Source organism: Staphylococcus sp. EG-SA-17, from assembly GCF_017151845.1.
GTDB lineage: Bacteria > Bacillota > Bacilli > Staphylococcales > Staphylococcaceae > Staphylococcus > Staphylococcus aureus.
In genome coordinates, this window is sequence record NZ_JACVZO010000002.1 from 43527 (window position 1) to 61153 (window position 17627).

The following is a 17627-nucleotide window of genomic DNA, read 5'->3' on the forward strand; positions in this document are numbered from 1 at the left end:
ATTACTGTTAGTTTAAATTGAAATTTAAAAATGATAAGTAATCTTAATGCTTCAAAAGATTTTAATTTCTTACATATAATGTTAATATGAATAGTGATAATATCGTGAGGTGTAGACATGGAAACAACTGTTAGCAAATTGGAAAGACAAATAGAAGAAAGATTAAAGGGTGTATCAGAATATGAATCCATTAATATTAATCATCGGTTAGGTAAGTTACTTGATTCATATGATATTCCAGATGTTGCCAAAGTAGCATGCCTCACAATTGACACATCAATGAGACACCTTGATGACATTACATATAATCATTTGTCTAAACATTCCATTTTGATTGGAGATTTAATTAGTGCACATTTTTATACGCTACTAGCAGAAATCAATGATTTATCATTTCAAAATGAAATTAGTAAAGCAATTGTTGAAATTAATGAATTGAAATCTTCATTACATCATCAAGCTTTAAATGATTATGAAATTTCTCAAGCAATAGTAAAAATTGAAACACTTTTCCCATATATTACGTTATCTCATTTCGGTATCAATATTGATGAGTCGGAAATATATAATTATTTATTTGAAGATATGTCTGATTACTATCCATCATACTTCAAGAAATATAATCAAAGTGAAGTAAAGCATTACTTACACGATATCCAAAAAAGTTATTTAAAAAGTAGAGGTAATTAAGCATGGCTGACAATAAAGCAAATAAAGAGCAAGTACATCGCGTTTTTCAAAATATTTCAAAAAAATATGACAGATTAAATAATATTATTAGTTTTGAGCAGCATAAAGTATGGAGAAAACGCGTCATGAAAGACATGGGTGTTAGAAAAGGGACGAAAGCATTAGATGTTTGTTGTGGTACTGGTGATTGGACAATCGCATTAAGCAAAGCTGTAGGACCAACAGGTGAAGTTACTGGTATTGACTTTAGTGAGAATATGTTAGAAGTAGGAAAAGAAAAAACTGCTTCAATGGAAAATGTTAAACTTGTTCATGGTGATGCAATGGAATTGCCGTTTGAAGACAATTCTTTTGATTATGTAACAATTGGGTTTGGATTAAGGAATGTGCCAGACTATTTAGTCGCGTTAAAAGAAATGAATAGAGTACTTAAACCAGGTGGTATGGTGGTATGTCTTGAAACGAGCCAACCAACTTTGCCAGTCTTTAAACAAATGTATGCATTATACTTTAAATTTGTTATGCCTATTTTTGGGAAATTATTTGCAAAATCAAAAGAAGAATATGAATGGTTACAGCAATCTACGTTTAATTTTCCTGGAAAAGAAGAGTTGAAGCGCATGTTTGAAGAAGCGGGTTTCATAAATGTAAGAGTACGTAGTTTTACAGGGGGCGTTGCTGCAATGCACCTTGGCTATAAAGAAAAAGATAATACCAAAGGTGATTAACGTGGCAAAGTTAAACATGAACAATGAAATTAAGAAAGTGGAACAACGACTTGAAAAGGCAATAAAAAGTAAAGATTCTGTATTAGAACAGGCATCATTACACTTATTATCTTCTGGTGGTAAAAGAGTACGCCCAGCATTTGTAATTCTGAGTAGCCAATTTGGCAAAGATGAACAAACGTCTGAACAAACGTATCAAGTTGCAGTCGCATTAGAGTTAATTCATATGGCAACACTTGTTCATGATGACGTTATTGATAAAAGCGACAAGCGTCGAGGCAAGTTAACCATATCAAAGAAATGGGATCAGACAACTGCTATTTTAACTGGGAATTTTTTATTGGCATTAGGACTTGAACACTTAATGGCCGTTAAAGATAATCGTGTACATCAATTAATATCTGAATCTATAGTTGATGTTTGTAGAGGGGAACTTTTCCAATTTCAAGACCAATTTAACAGTCAACAGACAATTATCAATTACTTACGACGTATCAATCGCAAAACAGCACTGTTAATTCAATTATCAACTGAAGTTGGTGCAATTACATCTCAATCTGATAAAGAGACTGTACGAAAATTGAAAATGATTGGTCATTATATAGGTATGAGCTTCCAAATCATTGATGATGTATTAGACTTCACAAGTACCGAAAAGAAATTAGGTAAGCCGGTCGGAAGTGATTTGTTGAATGGTCATATTACTTTGCCTATTTTATTGGAAATGAGAAAAAATCCAGAATTCAAAGTGAAAATTGAGCAATTACGACGTGATAGTGAACGTAAAGAATTTGAAGAATGTATCCAAATCATTAGAAAATCTGACAGCATCGATGAGGCTAAGGCAGTAAGTTCGAAGTATTTAAGTAAAGCTTTGGATTTGATTTCTGAGTTACCAGATGGACATCCGAAATCACTACTTTTAAGTTTGACGAAAAAAATGGGTTCAAGAAACACGTAGTATTTATGAAAAGTATTGAAAGCGCTTTACCAACCTGTTAATATATAATAGTAATATACATAAACCTATTAAACACAGGGGGATACATAAAGTGGAACGTACATTTTTAATGATTAAACCAGATGCAGTACAAAGAAATCTAATTGGTGAAGTAATTTCAAGAATTGAAAGAAAAGGACTAAAACTTGTCGGTGGTAAATTAATGCAAGTACCAATGGAACTTGCTGAAACACATTATGGTGAACACCAAGGTAAACCATTTTATAATGATTTAATTTCATTTATTACATCAGCACCAGTGTTCGCAATGGTAGTTGAAGGTGAAGATGCAGTTAATGTATCTAGACATATTATTGGCAGCACAAATCCTTCAGAAGCTTCACCAGGATCAATTAGAGGTGATTTAGGTTTAACTGTTGGTAGAAATATCATTCACGGTTCAAATTCATTAGAGTCTGCTGAACGTGAAATTAATCTATGGTTTAATGAAAATGAAATTACTAGCTATGCTTCACCACGTGATGCATGGTTATATGAATAAAATTTAAACTGTAAACCTTTACGATTTATTTATAAAGGTAGAAAGGGTTTTGTTATGTGGTTAGTCATTATGATTATACATAACAAGGCCCGTTTTTTATGTTGTAGTAAATTACTTGAAAAATTTTATAGTTTTTTTGGTAACACGTATTAAAAAGAGAGGAATATTCTTTATCAAATGAAACTAAACTAAAAGAAGGGGTTGATAGAATGAAGAATATTATTTCAATTATTTTAGGGATTTTAATGTTCTTAAAATCAATGGAATTATTATATGGTGCTATATTTTTAGATAAACCACTTAATCCTATAACAAAAATTATTTTTATACTGACTCTCATTTATATTTTTTATGTATTAGTAAAAGAATTGATTATATTTTTGAAGTCAAAGTATAACGAAAGCGCTTAACATATGTATATTTTTAATATCATAATTTTTTTAAACGGACTGATTAACTTTATTAATAATTAACAGTTCGTTCTTTTGTATTAAGAAATGTAGTCAGTATATTATTTGCTAAAGTTGCGATACGATTATATTAAAACGGCTAATCATTTTTAATTAATGATTATATGATGCAACTGTTTAGAAATTCATGATACTTTTCTACAGACGAATATATTATAATTAATTTTAGTTCGTTTAATATTAAGATAATTCTGACATTTAAAATGAGATGTCATCCATTTTCTTAATTAAGCTTGAAAACAAACATTTATGAATCCACAATGAATGTGATAAGATTAACAACATATTATAATGTTATTGCGGAAGTATGAAAGGAGCGAGTGTGTATGAGATATCTAACTTCAGGAGAATCACATGGACCTCAATTAACAGTTATTGTCGAAGGTATACCAGCAAATTTAGAAATTAAAGTTGAAGATATTAATAAAGAAATGTTCAAGCGTCAAGGTGGTTATGGTCGTGGCCGACGCATGCAAATTGAGAAAGATACAGTAGAGATTGTTTCGGGTGTGAGAAATGGTTATACATTAGGTAGCCCTATTACAATGGTTGTTACTAATGATGATTTTACACATTGGCGAAAAATTATGGGTGCTGCGCCAATAAGCGACGAAGAACGAGAAAATATGAAACGTACAATTACGAAGCCAAGACCGGGACATGCAGATTTAGTTGGCGGTATGAAATATAATCATCGTGACTTACGAAATGTATTAGAACGTTCATCTGCCAGAGAAACAGCAGCACGTGTAGCTGTCGGTGCATTATGCAAAGTTTTATTAGAACAATTAGATATCGAAATATACAGTCGTGTTGTTGAGATAGGTGGCATTAAAGATAAAGATTTTTATGATTCAGAAATATTTAAAGCAAACCTTGATCGAAATGACGTCCGTGTAATTGATGATGGCATCGCACAAGCAATGCGCGATAAAATTGATGAAGCGAAAAACGATGGTGATTCAATAGGGGGCGTAGTTCAAGTTGTAGTTGAAAATATGCCTGTTGGTGTAGGTAGTTATGTACATTATGATCGTAAATTAGATGGAAGAATAGCACAGGGTGTCGTTAGTATTAATGCATTTAAAGGTGTAAGTTTTGGAGAAGGATTTAAAGCAGCTGAAAAGCCTGGTAGCGAAATTCAAGACGAAATTCTCTACAATACTGAATTGGGCTATTATCGTGGGTCAAATCACTTAGGTGGTTTAGAAGGCGGTATGTCAAATGGAATGCCAATTATCGTTAATGGTGTAATGAAACCTATTCCTACGTTATATAAACCATTAAATTCAGTTGATATAAATACTAAAGAAGACTTTAAGGCAACAATTGAACGTTCTGATAGTTGTGCTGTTCCTGCAGCAAGTATCGTCTGCGAACATGTCGTAGCATTTGAAATTGCGAAAGCATTATTGGAAGAATTCCAATCAAATCATATTGAGCAACTTAAACAACAAATTATTGAGCGCAGACAATTAAATATTGAGTTTTAACAACAAGAACAATTGAGGTGTGATCATGAAATTACAAACAACCTATCCTTCAAACAATTATCCAATATTTGTTGAACATGGTGCAATTGACCATATTAGCACGTATATTGATCAGTTTGATCAAAGTTTTATATTAATTGACGAGCATGTAAATCAATATTTTGCTGATAAATTTAATGATATTTTATCTTTTGGAAATGTACATAAAGTTATTATTCCAGCTGGTGAAAAGACGAAAACATTTGAGCAATATCAAGAAACATTAGAATACATTTTGTCACATCATGTAACGCGTAATACAGCGATTATAGCTGTTGGTGGTGGTGCGACAGGAGATTTTGCAGGATTTATTGCGGCGACACTTTTACGAGGTGTTCACTTTATACAAGTGCCAACGACTATACTAGCGCATGATTCTAGCGTTGGCGGTAAAGTGGGTATTAACTCAAAGCAAGGTAAAAACCTTATCGGTGCATTTTATCGTCCAGATGCTGTAATTTATGACTTAGACTTTTTAAATACTTTGCCATTTGATGAAATATTGAGTGGCTATGCGGAAGTATATAAGCATGCCTTATTAAATGGTAAATCTGCTACACATGACATCGAGCAACATTTTAAAGATCGAGCGTCATTACAATCATTAAATGGAATTGATAAATATATAACTAAAGGCATTGAAACAAAATTAAATATCGTTGTTGCTGATGAAAAAGAGCAAGGTGTTCGAAAGTATTTAAATTTAGGACATACATTTGGTCATGCCGTGGAGTATAACCACAAAATTGCACACGGTCATGCCGTAATGATAGGCATAATATATCAATTTATTGTTGCGAATATATTGTTCAATTCTAATCACGATATCCAACATTATATTAATTATTTAACGAAATTAGGTTATCCTTTAGAAACAATAACCGACATAGATTTCGAAACGATATATCAATACATGCTAAGTGATAAAAAGAATGATAAGCAAGGTGTACAAATGGTCTTGATTAAACATTTTGGAGATATCGTTGTACAACATGTTGATCAACTAACATTACAACATGCATGTGAACAATTAAAAACATATTTTAAGTAGGTGAATGAAATGGTAAATGAACAAATCATTGATATTTCAGGTCCGTTAAAGGGCGAAATAGAAGTGCCGGGCGATAAATCAATGACACACCGTGCAATCATGTTGGCGTCGCTAGCTGAAGGTGTATCTACTATATATAAGCCACTACTTGGCGAAGATTGTCGTCGTACGATGGACATTTTCCGACTGTTAGGTGTAGAAATCAAAGAAGATGATGAAAAATTAGTTGTGACTTCCCCAGGATATCAATCTTTTAACACGCCACATCAAGTATTGTATACAGGTAATTCTGGTACGACAACACGATTATTGGCAGGTTTGTTAAGTGGTTTAGGTATTGAAAGTGTCTTGTCTGGAGATGTTTCCATAGGTAAAAGGCCGATGGATCGTGTTTTAAGACCGTTAAAAAGTATGAATGCAAATATTGAAGGAATTGAAGACAATTACACCCCATTAATCATTAAACCGTCTGTAATTAAAGGTATTAATTACAAGATGGAAGTGGCAAGTGCACAAGTGAAAAGTGCCATCTTATTCGCAAGTCTATTTTCTAAGGAACCGACCATCATTAAAGAATTAGATGTAAGTCGAAATCATACTGAGACGATGTTCAGACATTTTAATATTCCAATTGAAGCAGAAGGGTTATCAATTACTACAACCCCTGAAGCAATTCGATACATTAAACCTGCAGATTTTCATGTTCCTGGCGATATTTCATCTGCAGCGTTCTTTATTGTTGCAGCACTTATCACACCAGGAAGTGATGTAACAATTCATAATGTTGGAATCAATCCAACACGTTCAGGTATTATTGATATTGTTGAAAAAATGGGCGGTAATATTCAACTTTTCAATCAAACAACTGGTGCTGAACCTACTGCTTCTATTCGTATACAATACACACCAATGCTTCAACCAATAACAATCGAAGGAGAATTAGTGCCAAAAGCAATTGATGAACTGCCTGTAATAGCATTACTTTGTACACAAGCAGTTGGCACGAGTACAATTAAAGATGCCGAGGAATTAAAAGTAAAAGAAACAAATAGAATTGATACAACGGCTGATATGTTAAACTTGTTAGGGTTTGAATTACAACCAACTAATGATGGATTGATTATTCATCCGTCAGAATTTAAAACAAATGCAACAGTTGATAGTTTAACTGATCATCGAATAGGAATGATGCTTGCAGTTGCTTCTCTACTTTCAAGCGAGCCAGTCAAAATCAAACAATTTGATGCCGTAAATGTATCATTTCCAGGATTTTTACCAAAACTAAAGCTTTTAGAAAATGAGGGATAATATAAAATGGAAGATATCTATAAATTAATAGACGATATCAATCTACAAAAACTAGAAAATTTAGACTCTCGTGTTAATGAAGCAATAACTACTGACAACGATGACGCATTATTTATTCTAGGAGAGACACTTTACAATTTTGGATTAATGCCACAAGGTTTGGAAGTATTCCGCGTGTTATATCACAAATATCCAGACGAAAGTGAATTGCTGATTTATTTTATTGAAGGTTTAATGTCTGAAAATCAAACTGACGAAGCGTTAGAATATTTAAGTTATGTTGAACCATCACCTGAAAAGTTGATGTTAGAAGCAGATTTATATCAACAAATTAATATGATGGAAGTTGCTATTGATAAATTACAAGAAGCACTTGAACTAGAGCCAAATGATCCAATAATCCATTTTGCATTGGCTGAAATGTTATATTATGATGGTCAATATTTACGTGCTACCTCTGAATACGAAACCGTTTTAGAAACTGGTGAATATCAAGTTAATGGTGTAAACTTATTCTCTCGTATGGCAGATTGTAGTTTACAAAGTGGTAACTATAGTGATGCGATTCGCTTATACGATGAAATTAATGAAGATGAAATGACTTCAGAAGATTATCTCAAAAAAGCCATTTCTTACGATAAAAATGACATCACTCAAGAAGCAATTAAAATAATGACTACATTACTTTCTAAAGATCCTGATTATATTCAAGGCTACTTGTATTTACAATCATTATATGAAAATGAAAAAAATTATCCAGATGCTATTGAAACGGGTAAAGAAGGATTACGACTAAGTCAATTTTATAAAGAGTTAATGTATACAACTGGATGTTTGGAAATAGAACACGGCGATGCTAATGAAGGTGTATTATTGTTAAAACAAGCATTAGAGGTTGATAATGCTTACCAAGAACCTTTATTGATTTTAAGCGATTTATATCGTAATGAAGAAGATTATGAAGCAATCATTGAATTATTAACATATGTAGATGAAGAAGATTTGGATCCTACATTCATGTGGCATTTAGCGTTCGCCTATGGTCAAGAAGAGCGAGATAAAGAAGCTCAACATTTCTTTGAATTAGCATATCCAACGATGAAAACAAATATTGATTTTATGAGTGATTATTATTTCTATTTAATTGAAATTGGTCAAAAGGAACAAGCAATTACTATTTTAAATCAATTGTTGGAACTAGAGCCAAGTAACGAAAATTGGCATGACGAATTATCAAGATTGCAATCTTAAAATGGGGTATTTGATGTCAGAGACACTCAATCAAATTAAAGAAAGTTTTATTGAATATTTACTTTTTCAATATCGATTTAAGTCGCGTATTGCAGTTTGGGTGCTTAACTATATAAAAGTGAATGAGGCGAAATTGGCAAACATTCATTTTGTAGATACAAAAATTAATCATCATGAAACATTAGAAATTGCAGAAGTGGGAAGTCACGCTTCTGCAATTCAATTTACTAAGCGTAATATAAAGTTAATGAATACAAATGAAATATTTGATTATATCGCTAATCATAACTGTGCTTTTGATATTCAAATTCACTTCGCAAACGTGTCAAAGCGTGAGCAAAGGCTAGATGATTTAATAGTTGCTCAACTAACGGAATCGCCCAGTTATCAAACTTATCTTCATGACTTAAATAGTATGGCTATAGATCGGCATAAACATGCGTTATTAATAGATTACTTGTTACACAATATTGATTTAAGTTTACAGATGAATGAAAAGCAACGTTTTTATCAACTAACGCAAATTTTAAATACACTCAAGCTAGTAAATAAACATAATCAATTTGAGGACTTAGCAGATGACGATTAATACATTTTGGCAATATACACTTTATCAACGTTCTTGGTTAATGATGCTACTCATTTGTAATATATTAGGGATGATTTATGGTTATATATGGTATGGTGAACAATTAAGTCATACGCCGTGGCATTTTAAGATTTTTGTTCCAGATAGCCCAACTGCAATATTATACTTAGTTATTTCTATCTCATTGATATTAATTCAAAAACAAAATAGTATTATCGATGCACTGGCATTTGTAACATTATTCAAATATGGGATTTGGGCAGTTATAATGAATATATTATTTATTATTGAACAAGGTGATATTACAGTAAATGGTTTGGTATTAATGTTTTCCCACAGTATAATGGCTGTTCAGGCAATTTACTTCTATCCTAGGTTTAAACGTTCTATGATTGGAATCAGTGTAGCGATGATTTGGGTATTTTTGAATGATTATATTGACTATTTTCACCTTCAATTTCCATATTATGATTTTATAACTACACATGTGTGGCAAATTGGTGTATTATCATGTTGTCTAAGTGTTTTTGGACTTTTGCTTTATATTGAATTAAACAAATTATTAAAGTGTAAATGATTTGATAAAAACGGCAAATGACAGTAAAATATTTATAAAGGAGAGTGAGTTTATTGTCTTCAATTTTTACTATGATAATTTATTTCGTAATATTAATGGTGCTTCCTTTATGGGCACAACACAAAGTTAAATCTAACTATGAGAAATATTCACAAGTTAGATCAACTAGTGGTAAAACGGGTCGTGAAGTTGCATTAGAAATTTTACATGCAAACGGTATTTATGATGTCGAAGTTGTTAAAGGTGAAGGATTCTTAACAGATCATTACGATCCTAAAAAGAAAGTTGTTTCACTATCTCCTGCAAACTATGACAGACCATCAGTTGCTGGAACTGCAATTGCAGCCCACGAAGTTGGTCATGCCATTCAAGATCACCAAGGATATTGGTTCTTAAGATTCAGAGCAGCATTAGTACCTGTTGCAAACCTAGGGAGTTCATTAAGTTATATGATCATCATGTTAGGTATTATCTTAACAGCGATAGGTAGTGCATTTGGTTCAACTGCTTTATGGATTGGTGCTGGTTTAATGTCATTAGCGGTATTATTCTCAATTGTTACGTTACCAGTTGAGTTTGATGCGAGTTCAAGAGCGATGAAACAAATTACGGCATTGAACATTGTAAATGAAAAAGAATACAAGCATGCGCGTAAAGTATTATCTGCAGCAGCAATGACTTATGTTGCAGCAACTGCTGTCGCTGTAGCAGAGCTTGTACGTATTATTTTGATTGCGCGTTCAAGTGATTAATCTTATAGATTAACAATTAACTTAAATTAGACACTTATTAACTAGCTAATCACATTTTTGTGTGGTTGCTAGTTTTTTTGTGCTTATTTTTCTCATGGTAGATTATTCACTATATTATTTTATTGTAGTAGTACGTATCATAAAGTTATAATCCCAATTTCAATTGATTTAATTTAGTTAGGAATGCATTACATTTATATAAACTGAATTATTAAACTTCTAAAATAAACAACTTGTCATCTAGTTTAGCTAGAGTCAGTAGATTGCACTAAACATGCATGAGACTTCAAATTGATATATACTATATTAGAAATGCAATATAAGGAGAACGTAGAAATGAAATCAATGGTAGAAATGCAACGTGAAGTTGATGAATATATTGGACAATTTAAAACAGGATATTTTTCACCATTAGCTAACTTAGCTAGATTGACTGAAGAAGTGGGCGAACTTGCACGTGAAATAAATCATACCTATGGTGAAAAAAAGAAGAAAGATTCAGAGGAAGCAAATACGATTAAAGCAGAATTAGGTGATAATTTATTTGTGTTGTTATGTTTAGCGAATTCAATGGGAATAGATATGACAGAGAGCTTTAATGAAACTATGGAAAAGTTTAATACAAGAGATAAAAATCGATTCGAAAGAAAGTGAATATAAAAATATATGCTTTATTTGGATTTGATTAAGATTAAAAACATCCATCAATGAATTGCATCGCATGAAATCATATTATTTTTAAAGTAAGTATAACTAGATGAATGATTATATATACAACACCTGTTTTTTAGATATTTGAAATTATAAACTCAACATTACTATAAACTTAAATTTAAACAATTATCTACGCATCGAGAATAATAGAAATAGAAAGAAAGGATGGGCAAGCGAATGAAGATAGGTATAACATGTTACCCGTCCATGGGTGGTTCTGGAATTATTGCCACAGAATTAGGAATTAAATTAGCAGAGCGAGGTCACGAAGTACATTTTATCACTTCAAATATCCCGTTTAGAATAAGAAAACCATTACCGAATATGATTTTTCATCAAGTTGAAGTGAATCAATATGCAGTATTTCAATATCCACCGTATGATATTACGTTAAGTACTAAAATCGCTGAAGTTATTAAAGAATATGATCTTGATTTGTTGCATATGCACTATGCTGTACCTCATGCAATTTGTGGTATTTTAGCTCGTGAGATGTCAGGTAAAGATATAAAAATTATGACAACGCTACACGGTACTGATATTACTGTTTTGGGCTATGATCATTCACTCCAAGGTGCAATTAAATTTGGCATTGAAAAAAGTGATATTGTGACAAGTGTGAGTAAATCTTTAGCGCAAGAAACACATGAAATTATCGAAACTAACAAAGAAATTATACCGATTTATAATTTTGTACGTGAAAATGAGTTTCCAACTAAACATAACACAGCACTAAAATCACAATTTGGTATAGCACCAGATGAAAAAGTGTTAATACATGTATCGAATTTTAGACAAGTAAAACGCATAGATACTATTATAGAAACATTTGCAAAAGTACGTGAAAAGATACCTAGTAAATTAATTTTACTTGGAGATGGTCCTGAATTAGTGCCAATGCGTCAATTGACGAAAGAGTTAAACGTAGAAGAGGATGTTTTATTTTTAGGGAAGCAAGATTGCGTAAGTGAATTTTATCAATTATCTGACTTAGTATTATTATTAAGTGAAAAAGAAAGCTTTGGACTAACTTTACTTGAGGCTATGAAAACAGGCGTCGTTCCAATTGGTTCAAATGCCGGTGGAATTAAAGAGGTTATTAAACATGGTGAAACTGGATTTGTTGTAGATGTGGGTGATTGTGATTCAGCGAGTGACTATGCTATCCGATTACTTGAAGATAAGGCGTTATACAACAAACTTCAGAAAAACATGCTAGCAGATATTGCTGAACGTTTTGGATCAGAACTCATTACAGATCAATATGAGTATTATTATCAAAAAATGCTAAATGAACATAACAAAAGTAAAGGCGAGTAATAATATGGATAAATCATTATTTGAACAGGCAAGGCCTATATTAGAACAAATTCAAGACAATGGTTTTGAAGCATATTATGTAGGTGGCTCTGTAAGAGATTATGTCATGGGAAGAAATATTCATGATATAGATATCACAACAAGTGCAACGCCGGATGAAATAGAATCAATCTTTAGTCATACGATACCTGTAGGTAAAGAACATGGCACGATAAATGTAGTTTTTAATGATGAAAATTATGAAGTGACAACATTCCGGGCTGAAGAAGATTATGTCGATCACCGTAGACCAAGTGGTGTTACATTTGTTCGTGATTTATACGAAGATTTGCAACGAAGAGATTTCACGATGAATGCGATAGCAATGGATACAGCATACAAATTGTATGATTATTTTGATGGTCAACAAGATATTAATAATCGAATAATAAGAACTGTAGGTATAGCTGAGGAACGATTCCAAGAAGATGCTTTACGTATGATTCGATGTTTAAGATTCCAGTCACAATTATCATTTGATATTGCAACGGAAACATTCGAAGCGATGCGTACACAAATGGCAGATATTAAATTTTTATCAATTGAGCGTATAGTGATTGAACTAACTAAATTAATGCGAGGTATTAATGTTGAAGAGAGTTTTAATCATTTAAAATCGCTGAAAGCATTTAATTATATGCCATATTTCGAACATCTTGATATGAATCAAATTAATGTGACTGAAGCAATTGATTTAGAATTATTGATTGCTATAGCATCAGTTAAATTTGATATTAATTACTCATTGAAGCCTTTAAAGCTAAGTAACCGACAAGTAAAAGATATCAATCAATATATTCAAATTATGAATGCATTACCAAGTATTATTACAAAAGAACAATTAAAAATGTTTGTTTATGATTATGATACGAATCTCATTAAAAATGTAATGGTTGCAGCAGACGTGTTAAAGGCAAATGATATTCAAGGACATGAACCATTAATCGTTAACCTTCAAACGATTGATGAAACATTACATCGTTTACCTATGCATAATAGAAAAGACATGATGGTTAATGGCGGTGTACTTATGGCACATTTAAATGCCAAAAGTGGTCCATGGTTAAAAGATGTGCTAAGACAAATTGAGATAGCGATTGTAACAGGTAAAGTAAGCAACGAAGAAACTGAAATTTTGAAATGGGTGGATAATCATGTCAAAATATAGTCAAGATGTACTTCAATTACTCTATAAAAATAAACCGAATTATATATCTGGACAAAGCATTGCGGAATCACTTAATATATCGCGCACTGCAGTAAAAAAAGTGATTGACCAATTAAAATTAGAGGGATGTAAAATAGATTCAGTAAATCATAAAGGGCATTTATTACAACAGCTCCCAGATATTTGGTATCAAGGTATAATAGACCAATATACAAAAAGTTCTGCTTTGTTTGATTTTAGTGAAGTATACGATTCAATAGATTCTACACAACTTGCTGCGAAAAAGTCACTTGTTGGAAATCAATCTTCATTTTTTATCTTGAGTGATGAACAAACGAAAGGTCGTGGGCGATTTAATAGACATTGGAGTTCTTCAAAAGGGCAAGGACTTTGGATGTCTGTCGTGTTAAGACCTAACGTTGCATTCTCAATGATATCTAAATTTAATTTATTTATTGCATTAGGGATAAGAGATGCGATTCAACATTTTAGTCAAGATGAAGTCAAAGTGAAATGGCCGAATGATATATATATTGATAATGGTAAAGTGTGTGGTTTCTTAACTGAAATGGTTGCTAATAATGATGGTATAGAAGCAATAATATGTGGTATAGGTATTAATTTGACGCAACAACTAGATGACTTTGATGAAAGTATTAGACATAGAGCAACAAGTATACAATTAAATGATAAAAATAAATTAGATAGATATCAATTTTTAGAGAGATTACTTCAAGAAATTGAAAAAAGATATAATCAATTTTTAACGTTACCTTTTTCTGAAATTCGTGAAGAATATATTGCAGCTTCTAATATTTGGAATAGAACGTTGCTATTTACAGAAAATGATAAACAGTTTAAAGGACAAGCAATTGATTTAGATTACGATGGCTATCTAATTGTTAGAGATGAAGCGGGTGAATCACACCGTTTAATTAGTGCAGATATAGATTTTTAACACTAAAGCAAGGAGAGATAGCTATGGGTATGGCAACCTATGCCGTTGTGGATTTGGAAACAACAGGCAACCAATTAGATTTTGACGATATCATTCAAATTGGTATAACGTTTGTGCGCAATAACCAAATTATTGATACATATCATTCTATGATTAGAACAAATTTAGAGATTCCGCCATTCATTCAAGCGTTAACATCCATTGAAGAAAATATGCTACAACAAGCGCCATATTTTAATCAAGTTGCACAAGAAATCTACGATAAGATAAAAGATTGCATTTTTGTCGCTCATAATGTAGATTTTGATTTAAATTTTATTAAAAAGGCATTTAAAGATTGTAATATTCAATATCGTCCCAAAAAAGTTATAGATACACTAGAAATCTTTAAAATAGCTTTTCCTACAGATAAAAGTTATCAATTAAGTGAATTAGCAGAAGCACATGGTATTAACTTAGCAAATGCCCATCGAGCTGACGAGGATGCCGCTACTACTGCTAAATTGATGATATTAGCTTTTGAAAAATTTGAAAAGTTACCGTTAGATACTTTAAAGCAATTATATTATTTAAGTAAACAGTTGAAATACGATTTGTATGATATTTTCTTTGAGATGGTTAGGCAATATGATGCAAAGCCATTGGATAAATCGTACGAAAAGTTCGAACAGATTATCTATCGTAAGCAAGTTGATTTTAAAAAGCCGACAACAAATTATAATGGCAGCTTGAAGTCTTTATATAGCAAAGCTGTAGATCAACTTGGCTTAACATATCGACCGCAGCAATTATATTTAGCGGAAACTATATTAGATCAGCTCATGCATAGTGAAAAAGCAATGATTGAAGCATCACTAGGCAGTGGTAAATCATTAGCATATTTACTTGCGGCCTTGATGTATAATATTGAAACTGGAAAGCATGTTATGATTTCTACCAATACCAAATTACTGCAAAGTCAATTGTTAGAAAAAGATATTCCAGCAATGAATGAAGCGTTAAATTTTAAAATTAATGCACTATTGATTAAAAGTAAAAGTGATTACATTTCATTGGGGCTTATTAGTCAAATTTTAAAAGATGACACAAGTAACTACGAAGTGAATATCTTGAAAATGCAATTGCTGATTTGGATTACAGAGACGCCGTCCGGAGATATACAGGAATTAAATTTAAAAGGTGGTCAAAAGATGTATTTTGACCAGAAAATTGAAACATATGTACCGGCACGTCACGATGTCCATTATTATAATTTTATTAAGCGAAATGCACAGAACATTCAAATTGGTATTACAAATCATGCACATTTAATTCATTCTGATGTTGAAAATTCAATATATCAATTGTTTGATGATTGTATAGTGGATGAAGCACATCGCTTACCAGACTATGCCTTAAATCAAGTGACAAATGAGTTGAGTTATGCTGATATTAAATATCAGCTTGGTTTGATTGGTAAAAACGAAAATGAAAAATTGTTAAAGGCAATTGATCAACTGGAAAAGCAGCGAATTTTGGAAAAGTTAGATATTGCACCAATTGATATTTTTGGCTTGAAGGCTAGTATGAATGAGATTCATGAGTTAAATGAGCAATTGTTTTCAACGATATTTACGATTATCAATGATTCTGATGTTTATGATGATGATATTCATCGCTTCCATAATGTATTTACTTTTGAAACAAAAGACATTTTGAAGGATTTACATGCGATTATCGATAAGTTAAATAAAACGCTAGAAATATTCAATGGCATTAGTCATAAAACAGTTAAATCATTACGGAAACAGTTGTTGTATTTAAAAGATAAATTTAAAAATATCGAACAAAGTTTAAAAGCTGGACATACTAGTTTCATTTCAATTAAAAATTTATCTCAAAAATCAACAATACGTTTATATGTGAAAGATTACGCTGTAAAAGATGTATTAACGAAACAAGTATTGGAAAAATTTAAATCACTCATTTTTATATCTGGTACTTTAAAATTTAATCATTCGTTTGAAGCTTTTAAACAGTTATTCAACAAAGATGTTCACTTTAATACATTTGAAGTTAACACGTCGTTACAAAGTGCAAAAAATACAAGTGTATTTATACCGAGTGATGTAGCATCTTATCAATATAAAAATATAGATGAGTATGTAGCATCGATTGTAAGCTATATTATTGAATATACGACTATAACGTCATCAAAATGTTTAGTCTTATTTACGAGTTATAAAATGATGCATATGGTACAAGATATGCTAAATGAATTGCCAGAATTTGAAGATTATGTTGTATTAACACAACAGCAGAACCAAAATTATAAAATAGTACAACAGTTTAATAATTTTGATAAGGCCATACTGCTTGGTACGTCAACATTTTTTGAAGGTTTTGATTTTCAAGCAAATGGTATTAAATGTGTGATGATAGCGAAGTTACCGTTTATGAACAAGCATAATGCAAAATATTGGCTTATGGATTCTGAATTCACTTCAACTTTCAAGGAATATGTATTACCTGATGCAGTTACACGTTTTAGACAAGGACTTGGAAGATTAATTAGAAATGAAAATGATCGCGGCATAATAGTTTCATTTGATGATCGACTCATAAACAGTAATTATAAAAACTTTTTTGAACAAACACTTGAAAATTATCGTCAGAAAAAAGGCGACATTCAACAGTTTGGAAAATTATTAAGACAAATTCAAAAAAAGAAAAAGTGAAATACAAAGTAAAATTCTTGTGACATGACATGTGCTATGTTCTGTTACAAGAATTTTTGTTTGGTCGTCAAAATTTGAGTTTTATAATTAAACTTGAATGTTAGCACAAAAAACGACCTTCATACTAATAATATTGAGGATTTATTATATATTTTGTCTGAAACTGATGATTGTATTGTCTTAATATAAATTAATGTTCAAATCTGTGCTTAAATCATTACCATTTACACGTTATCTTTTAGTCTAGTTCTAGAACTTGAA

General features: G+C 31.5%; 17 protein-coding genes. All 17 read left to right on the forward strand.

Translation table 11 applies throughout. The features are described 5' to 3' along the window. The first annotated feature begins 117 nt into the window (after window positions 1-117). The 17 genes from IDG65_RS01370 to IDG65_RS01450 all read left to right on the forward strand — a co-directional run bounded on the left by IDG65_RS01370 (window position 118) and on the right by IDG65_RS01450 (window position 17366). Window positions 118-690 carry a heptaprenyl diphosphate synthase component 1 gene (locus IDG65_RS01370; RefSeq protein ID WP_000450555.1) on the forward strand — a complete coding sequence of 191 codons (573 nt, stop codon included), beginning with the start codon at window positions 118-120 and terminating at the stop codon, window positions 688-690. A 2-nt stretch (window positions 691-692) separates the two neighbouring features. Beyond that, the gene (locus IDG65_RS01375; RefSeq protein WP_000774684.1) at window positions 693-1418 is read left to right on the forward strand and encodes a demethylmenaquinone methyltransferase; all 726 of its coding nucleotides are present in this window, start codon (window positions 693-695) and stop codon (window positions 1416-1418) included. Window position 1419: 1 nt separating this feature from the next. Next, window positions 1420-2379: a polyprenyl synthetase family protein gene (locus IDG65_RS01380; RefSeq protein WP_001096484.1), complete on the forward strand. Its 960-nt coding sequence runs from the start codon at window positions 1420-1422 to the stop codon at window positions 2377-2379. A 91-nt stretch (window positions 2380-2470) separates the two neighbouring features. Beyond that, window positions 2471-2920 carry a nucleoside-diphosphate kinase gene (ndk, locus tag IDG65_RS01385; RefSeq protein WP_052997609.1) on the forward strand — a complete coding sequence of 150 codons (450 nt, stop codon included), beginning with the start codon at window positions 2471-2473 and terminating at the stop codon, window positions 2918-2920. 209 nt (window positions 2921-3129) lie between these two features. Next, window positions 3130-3330: a hypothetical protein gene (locus IDG65_RS01390; protein ID WP_000789525.1), complete on the forward strand. Its 201-nt coding sequence runs from the start codon at window positions 3130-3132 to the stop codon at window positions 3328-3330. A 386-nt stretch (window positions 3331-3716) separates the two neighbouring features. Next, window positions 3717-4883 (forward strand): chorismate synthase, encoded by a 1167-nt coding sequence (aroC, locus tag IDG65_RS01395; RefSeq protein ID WP_206174015.1) that lies wholly within the window; start codon window positions 3717-3719, stop codon window positions 4881-4883. Window positions 4884-4908: 25 nt separating this feature from the next. Further along, window positions 4909-5973, forward strand: coding sequence for a 3-dehydroquinate synthase (aroB, locus tag IDG65_RS01400; RefSeq protein WP_000776316.1), 1065 nt, complete (start codon window positions 4909-4911; stop codon window positions 5971-5973). 9 nt (window positions 5974-5982) lie between these two features. Further along, entirely contained in the window at window positions 5983-7281 is a 1299-nt protein-coding gene (gene aroA / locus IDG65_RS01405; protein ID WP_000245908.1) for a 3-phosphoshikimate 1-carboxyvinyltransferase, read from the forward strand. 6 nt (window positions 7282-7287) lie between these two features. Then, the gene (locus tag IDG65_RS01410) at window positions 7288-8532 is read left to right on the forward strand and encodes a tetratricopeptide repeat protein (protein WP_000389524.1); all 1245 of its coding nucleotides are present in this window, start codon (window positions 7288-7290) and stop codon (window positions 8530-8532) included. A 13-nt stretch (window positions 8533-8545) separates the two neighbouring features. After that, window positions 8546-9121, forward strand: coding sequence for a YpiB family protein (locus tag IDG65_RS01415; RefSeq protein ID WP_000005212.1), 576 nt, complete (start codon window positions 8546-8548; stop codon window positions 9119-9121). After that, window positions 9111-9698 (forward strand): DUF1405 domain-containing protein, encoded by a 588-nt coding sequence (locus tag IDG65_RS01420; protein WP_000154682.1) that lies wholly within the window; start codon window positions 9111-9113, stop codon window positions 9696-9698. The genes IDG65_RS01415 and IDG65_RS01420 overlap by 11 nt, the downstream gene beginning before the upstream one ends. 71 nt (window positions 9699-9769) lie before the next feature. Further along, complete coding sequence (locus IDG65_RS01425) at window positions 9770-10450, forward strand: zinc metallopeptidase (protein ID WP_001827022.1); 681 nt, start codon at window positions 9770-9772, stop codon at window positions 10448-10450. 336 nt (window positions 10451-10786) lie between these two features. Further along, on the forward strand, window positions 10787-11104 hold the full coding sequence (locus tag IDG65_RS01430; protein WP_000839926.1) for a nucleotide pyrophosphohydrolase: 318 nt from the start codon (window positions 10787-10789) through the stop codon (window positions 11102-11104). 237 nt (window positions 11105-11341) lie between these two features. Then, a complete protein-coding gene (gene bshA, locus IDG65_RS01435) occupies window positions 11342-12484 on the forward strand; it encodes an N-acetyl-alpha-D-glucosaminyl L-malate synthase BshA (RefSeq protein ID WP_000690025.1) in 1143 nt (380 codons plus the stop codon). A 4-nt stretch (window positions 12485-12488) separates the two neighbouring features. Then, complete coding sequence (locus IDG65_RS01440; RefSeq protein ID WP_000361546.1) at window positions 12489-13691, forward strand: CCA tRNA nucleotidyltransferase; 1203 nt, start codon at window positions 12489-12491, stop codon at window positions 13689-13691. Further along, on the forward strand, window positions 13678-14649 hold the full coding sequence (locus IDG65_RS01445) for a biotin--[acetyl-CoA-carboxylase] ligase (protein WP_000049913.1): 972 nt from the start codon (window positions 13678-13680) through the stop codon (window positions 14647-14649). The genes IDG65_RS01440 and IDG65_RS01445 overlap by 14 nt, the downstream gene beginning before the upstream one ends. Before the next feature lie 23 nt (window positions 14650-14672). Next, window positions 14673-17366 carry an ATP-dependent DNA helicase DinG gene (locus IDG65_RS01450; protein ID WP_000525063.1) on the forward strand — a complete coding sequence of 898 codons (2694 nt, stop codon included), beginning with the start codon at window positions 14673-14675 and terminating at the stop codon, window positions 17364-17366. Window positions 17367-17627: the final 261 nt, after the last annotated feature.

Bases quoted from the DNA above. Each gene is read 5' to 3' on its own strand.
- IDG65_RS01415 (WP_000005212.1), top strand. From the start codon at position 8,546: ATGTCAGAGACACTCAATCAAATTAAAGAAAGTTTTATTGAATATTTA.
- aroB (WP_000776316.1), top strand. From the start codon at position 4,909: ATGAAATTACAAACAACCTATCCTTCAAACAATTATCCAATATTTGTT.
- bshA (WP_000690025.1), top strand. From the start codon at position 11,342: ATGAAGATAGGTATAACATGTTACCCGTCCATGGGTGGTTCTGGAATT.
- aroC (WP_206174015.1), top strand. From the start codon at position 3,717: ATGAGATATCTAACTTCAGGAGAATCACATGGACCTCAATTAACAGTT.
- IDG65_RS01390 (WP_000789525.1), top strand. From the start codon at position 3,130: ATGAAGAATATTATTTCAATTATTTTAGGGATTTTAATGTTCTTAAAA.
- IDG65_RS01370 (WP_000450555.1), top strand. From the start codon at position 118: ATGGAAACAACTGTTAGCAAATTGGAAAGACAAATAGAAGAAAGATTA.
- IDG65_RS01430 (WP_000839926.1), top strand. From the start codon at position 10,787: ATGAAATCAATGGTAGAAATGCAACGTGAAGTTGATGAATATATTGGA.
- IDG65_RS01420 (WP_000154682.1), top strand. From the start codon at position 9,111: ATGACGATTAATACATTTTGGCAATATACACTTTATCAACGTTCTTGG.
- IDG65_RS01440 (WP_000361546.1), top strand. From the start codon at position 12,489: ATGGATAAATCATTATTTGAACAGGCAAGGCCTATATTAGAACAAATT.
- IDG65_RS01445 (WP_000049913.1), top strand. From the start codon at position 13,678: ATGTCAAAATATAGTCAAGATGTACTTCAATTACTCTATAAAAATAAA.
- aroA (WP_000245908.1), top strand. From the start codon at position 5,983: ATGGTAAATGAACAAATCATTGATATTTCAGGTCCGTTAAAGGGCGAA.
- IDG65_RS01375 (WP_000774684.1), top strand. From the start codon at position 693: ATGGCTGACAATAAAGCAAATAAAGAGCAAGTACATCGCGTTTTTCAA.
- IDG65_RS01425 (WP_001827022.1), top strand. From the start codon at position 9,770: ATGATAATTTATTTCGTAATATTAATGGTGCTTCCTTTATGGGCACAA.
- IDG65_RS01410 (WP_000389524.1), top strand. From the start codon at position 7,288: ATGGAAGATATCTATAAATTAATAGACGATATCAATCTACAAAAACTA.
- IDG65_RS01450 (WP_000525063.1), top strand. From the start codon at position 14,673: ATGGGTATGGCAACCTATGCCGTTGTGGATTTGGAAACAACAGGCAAC.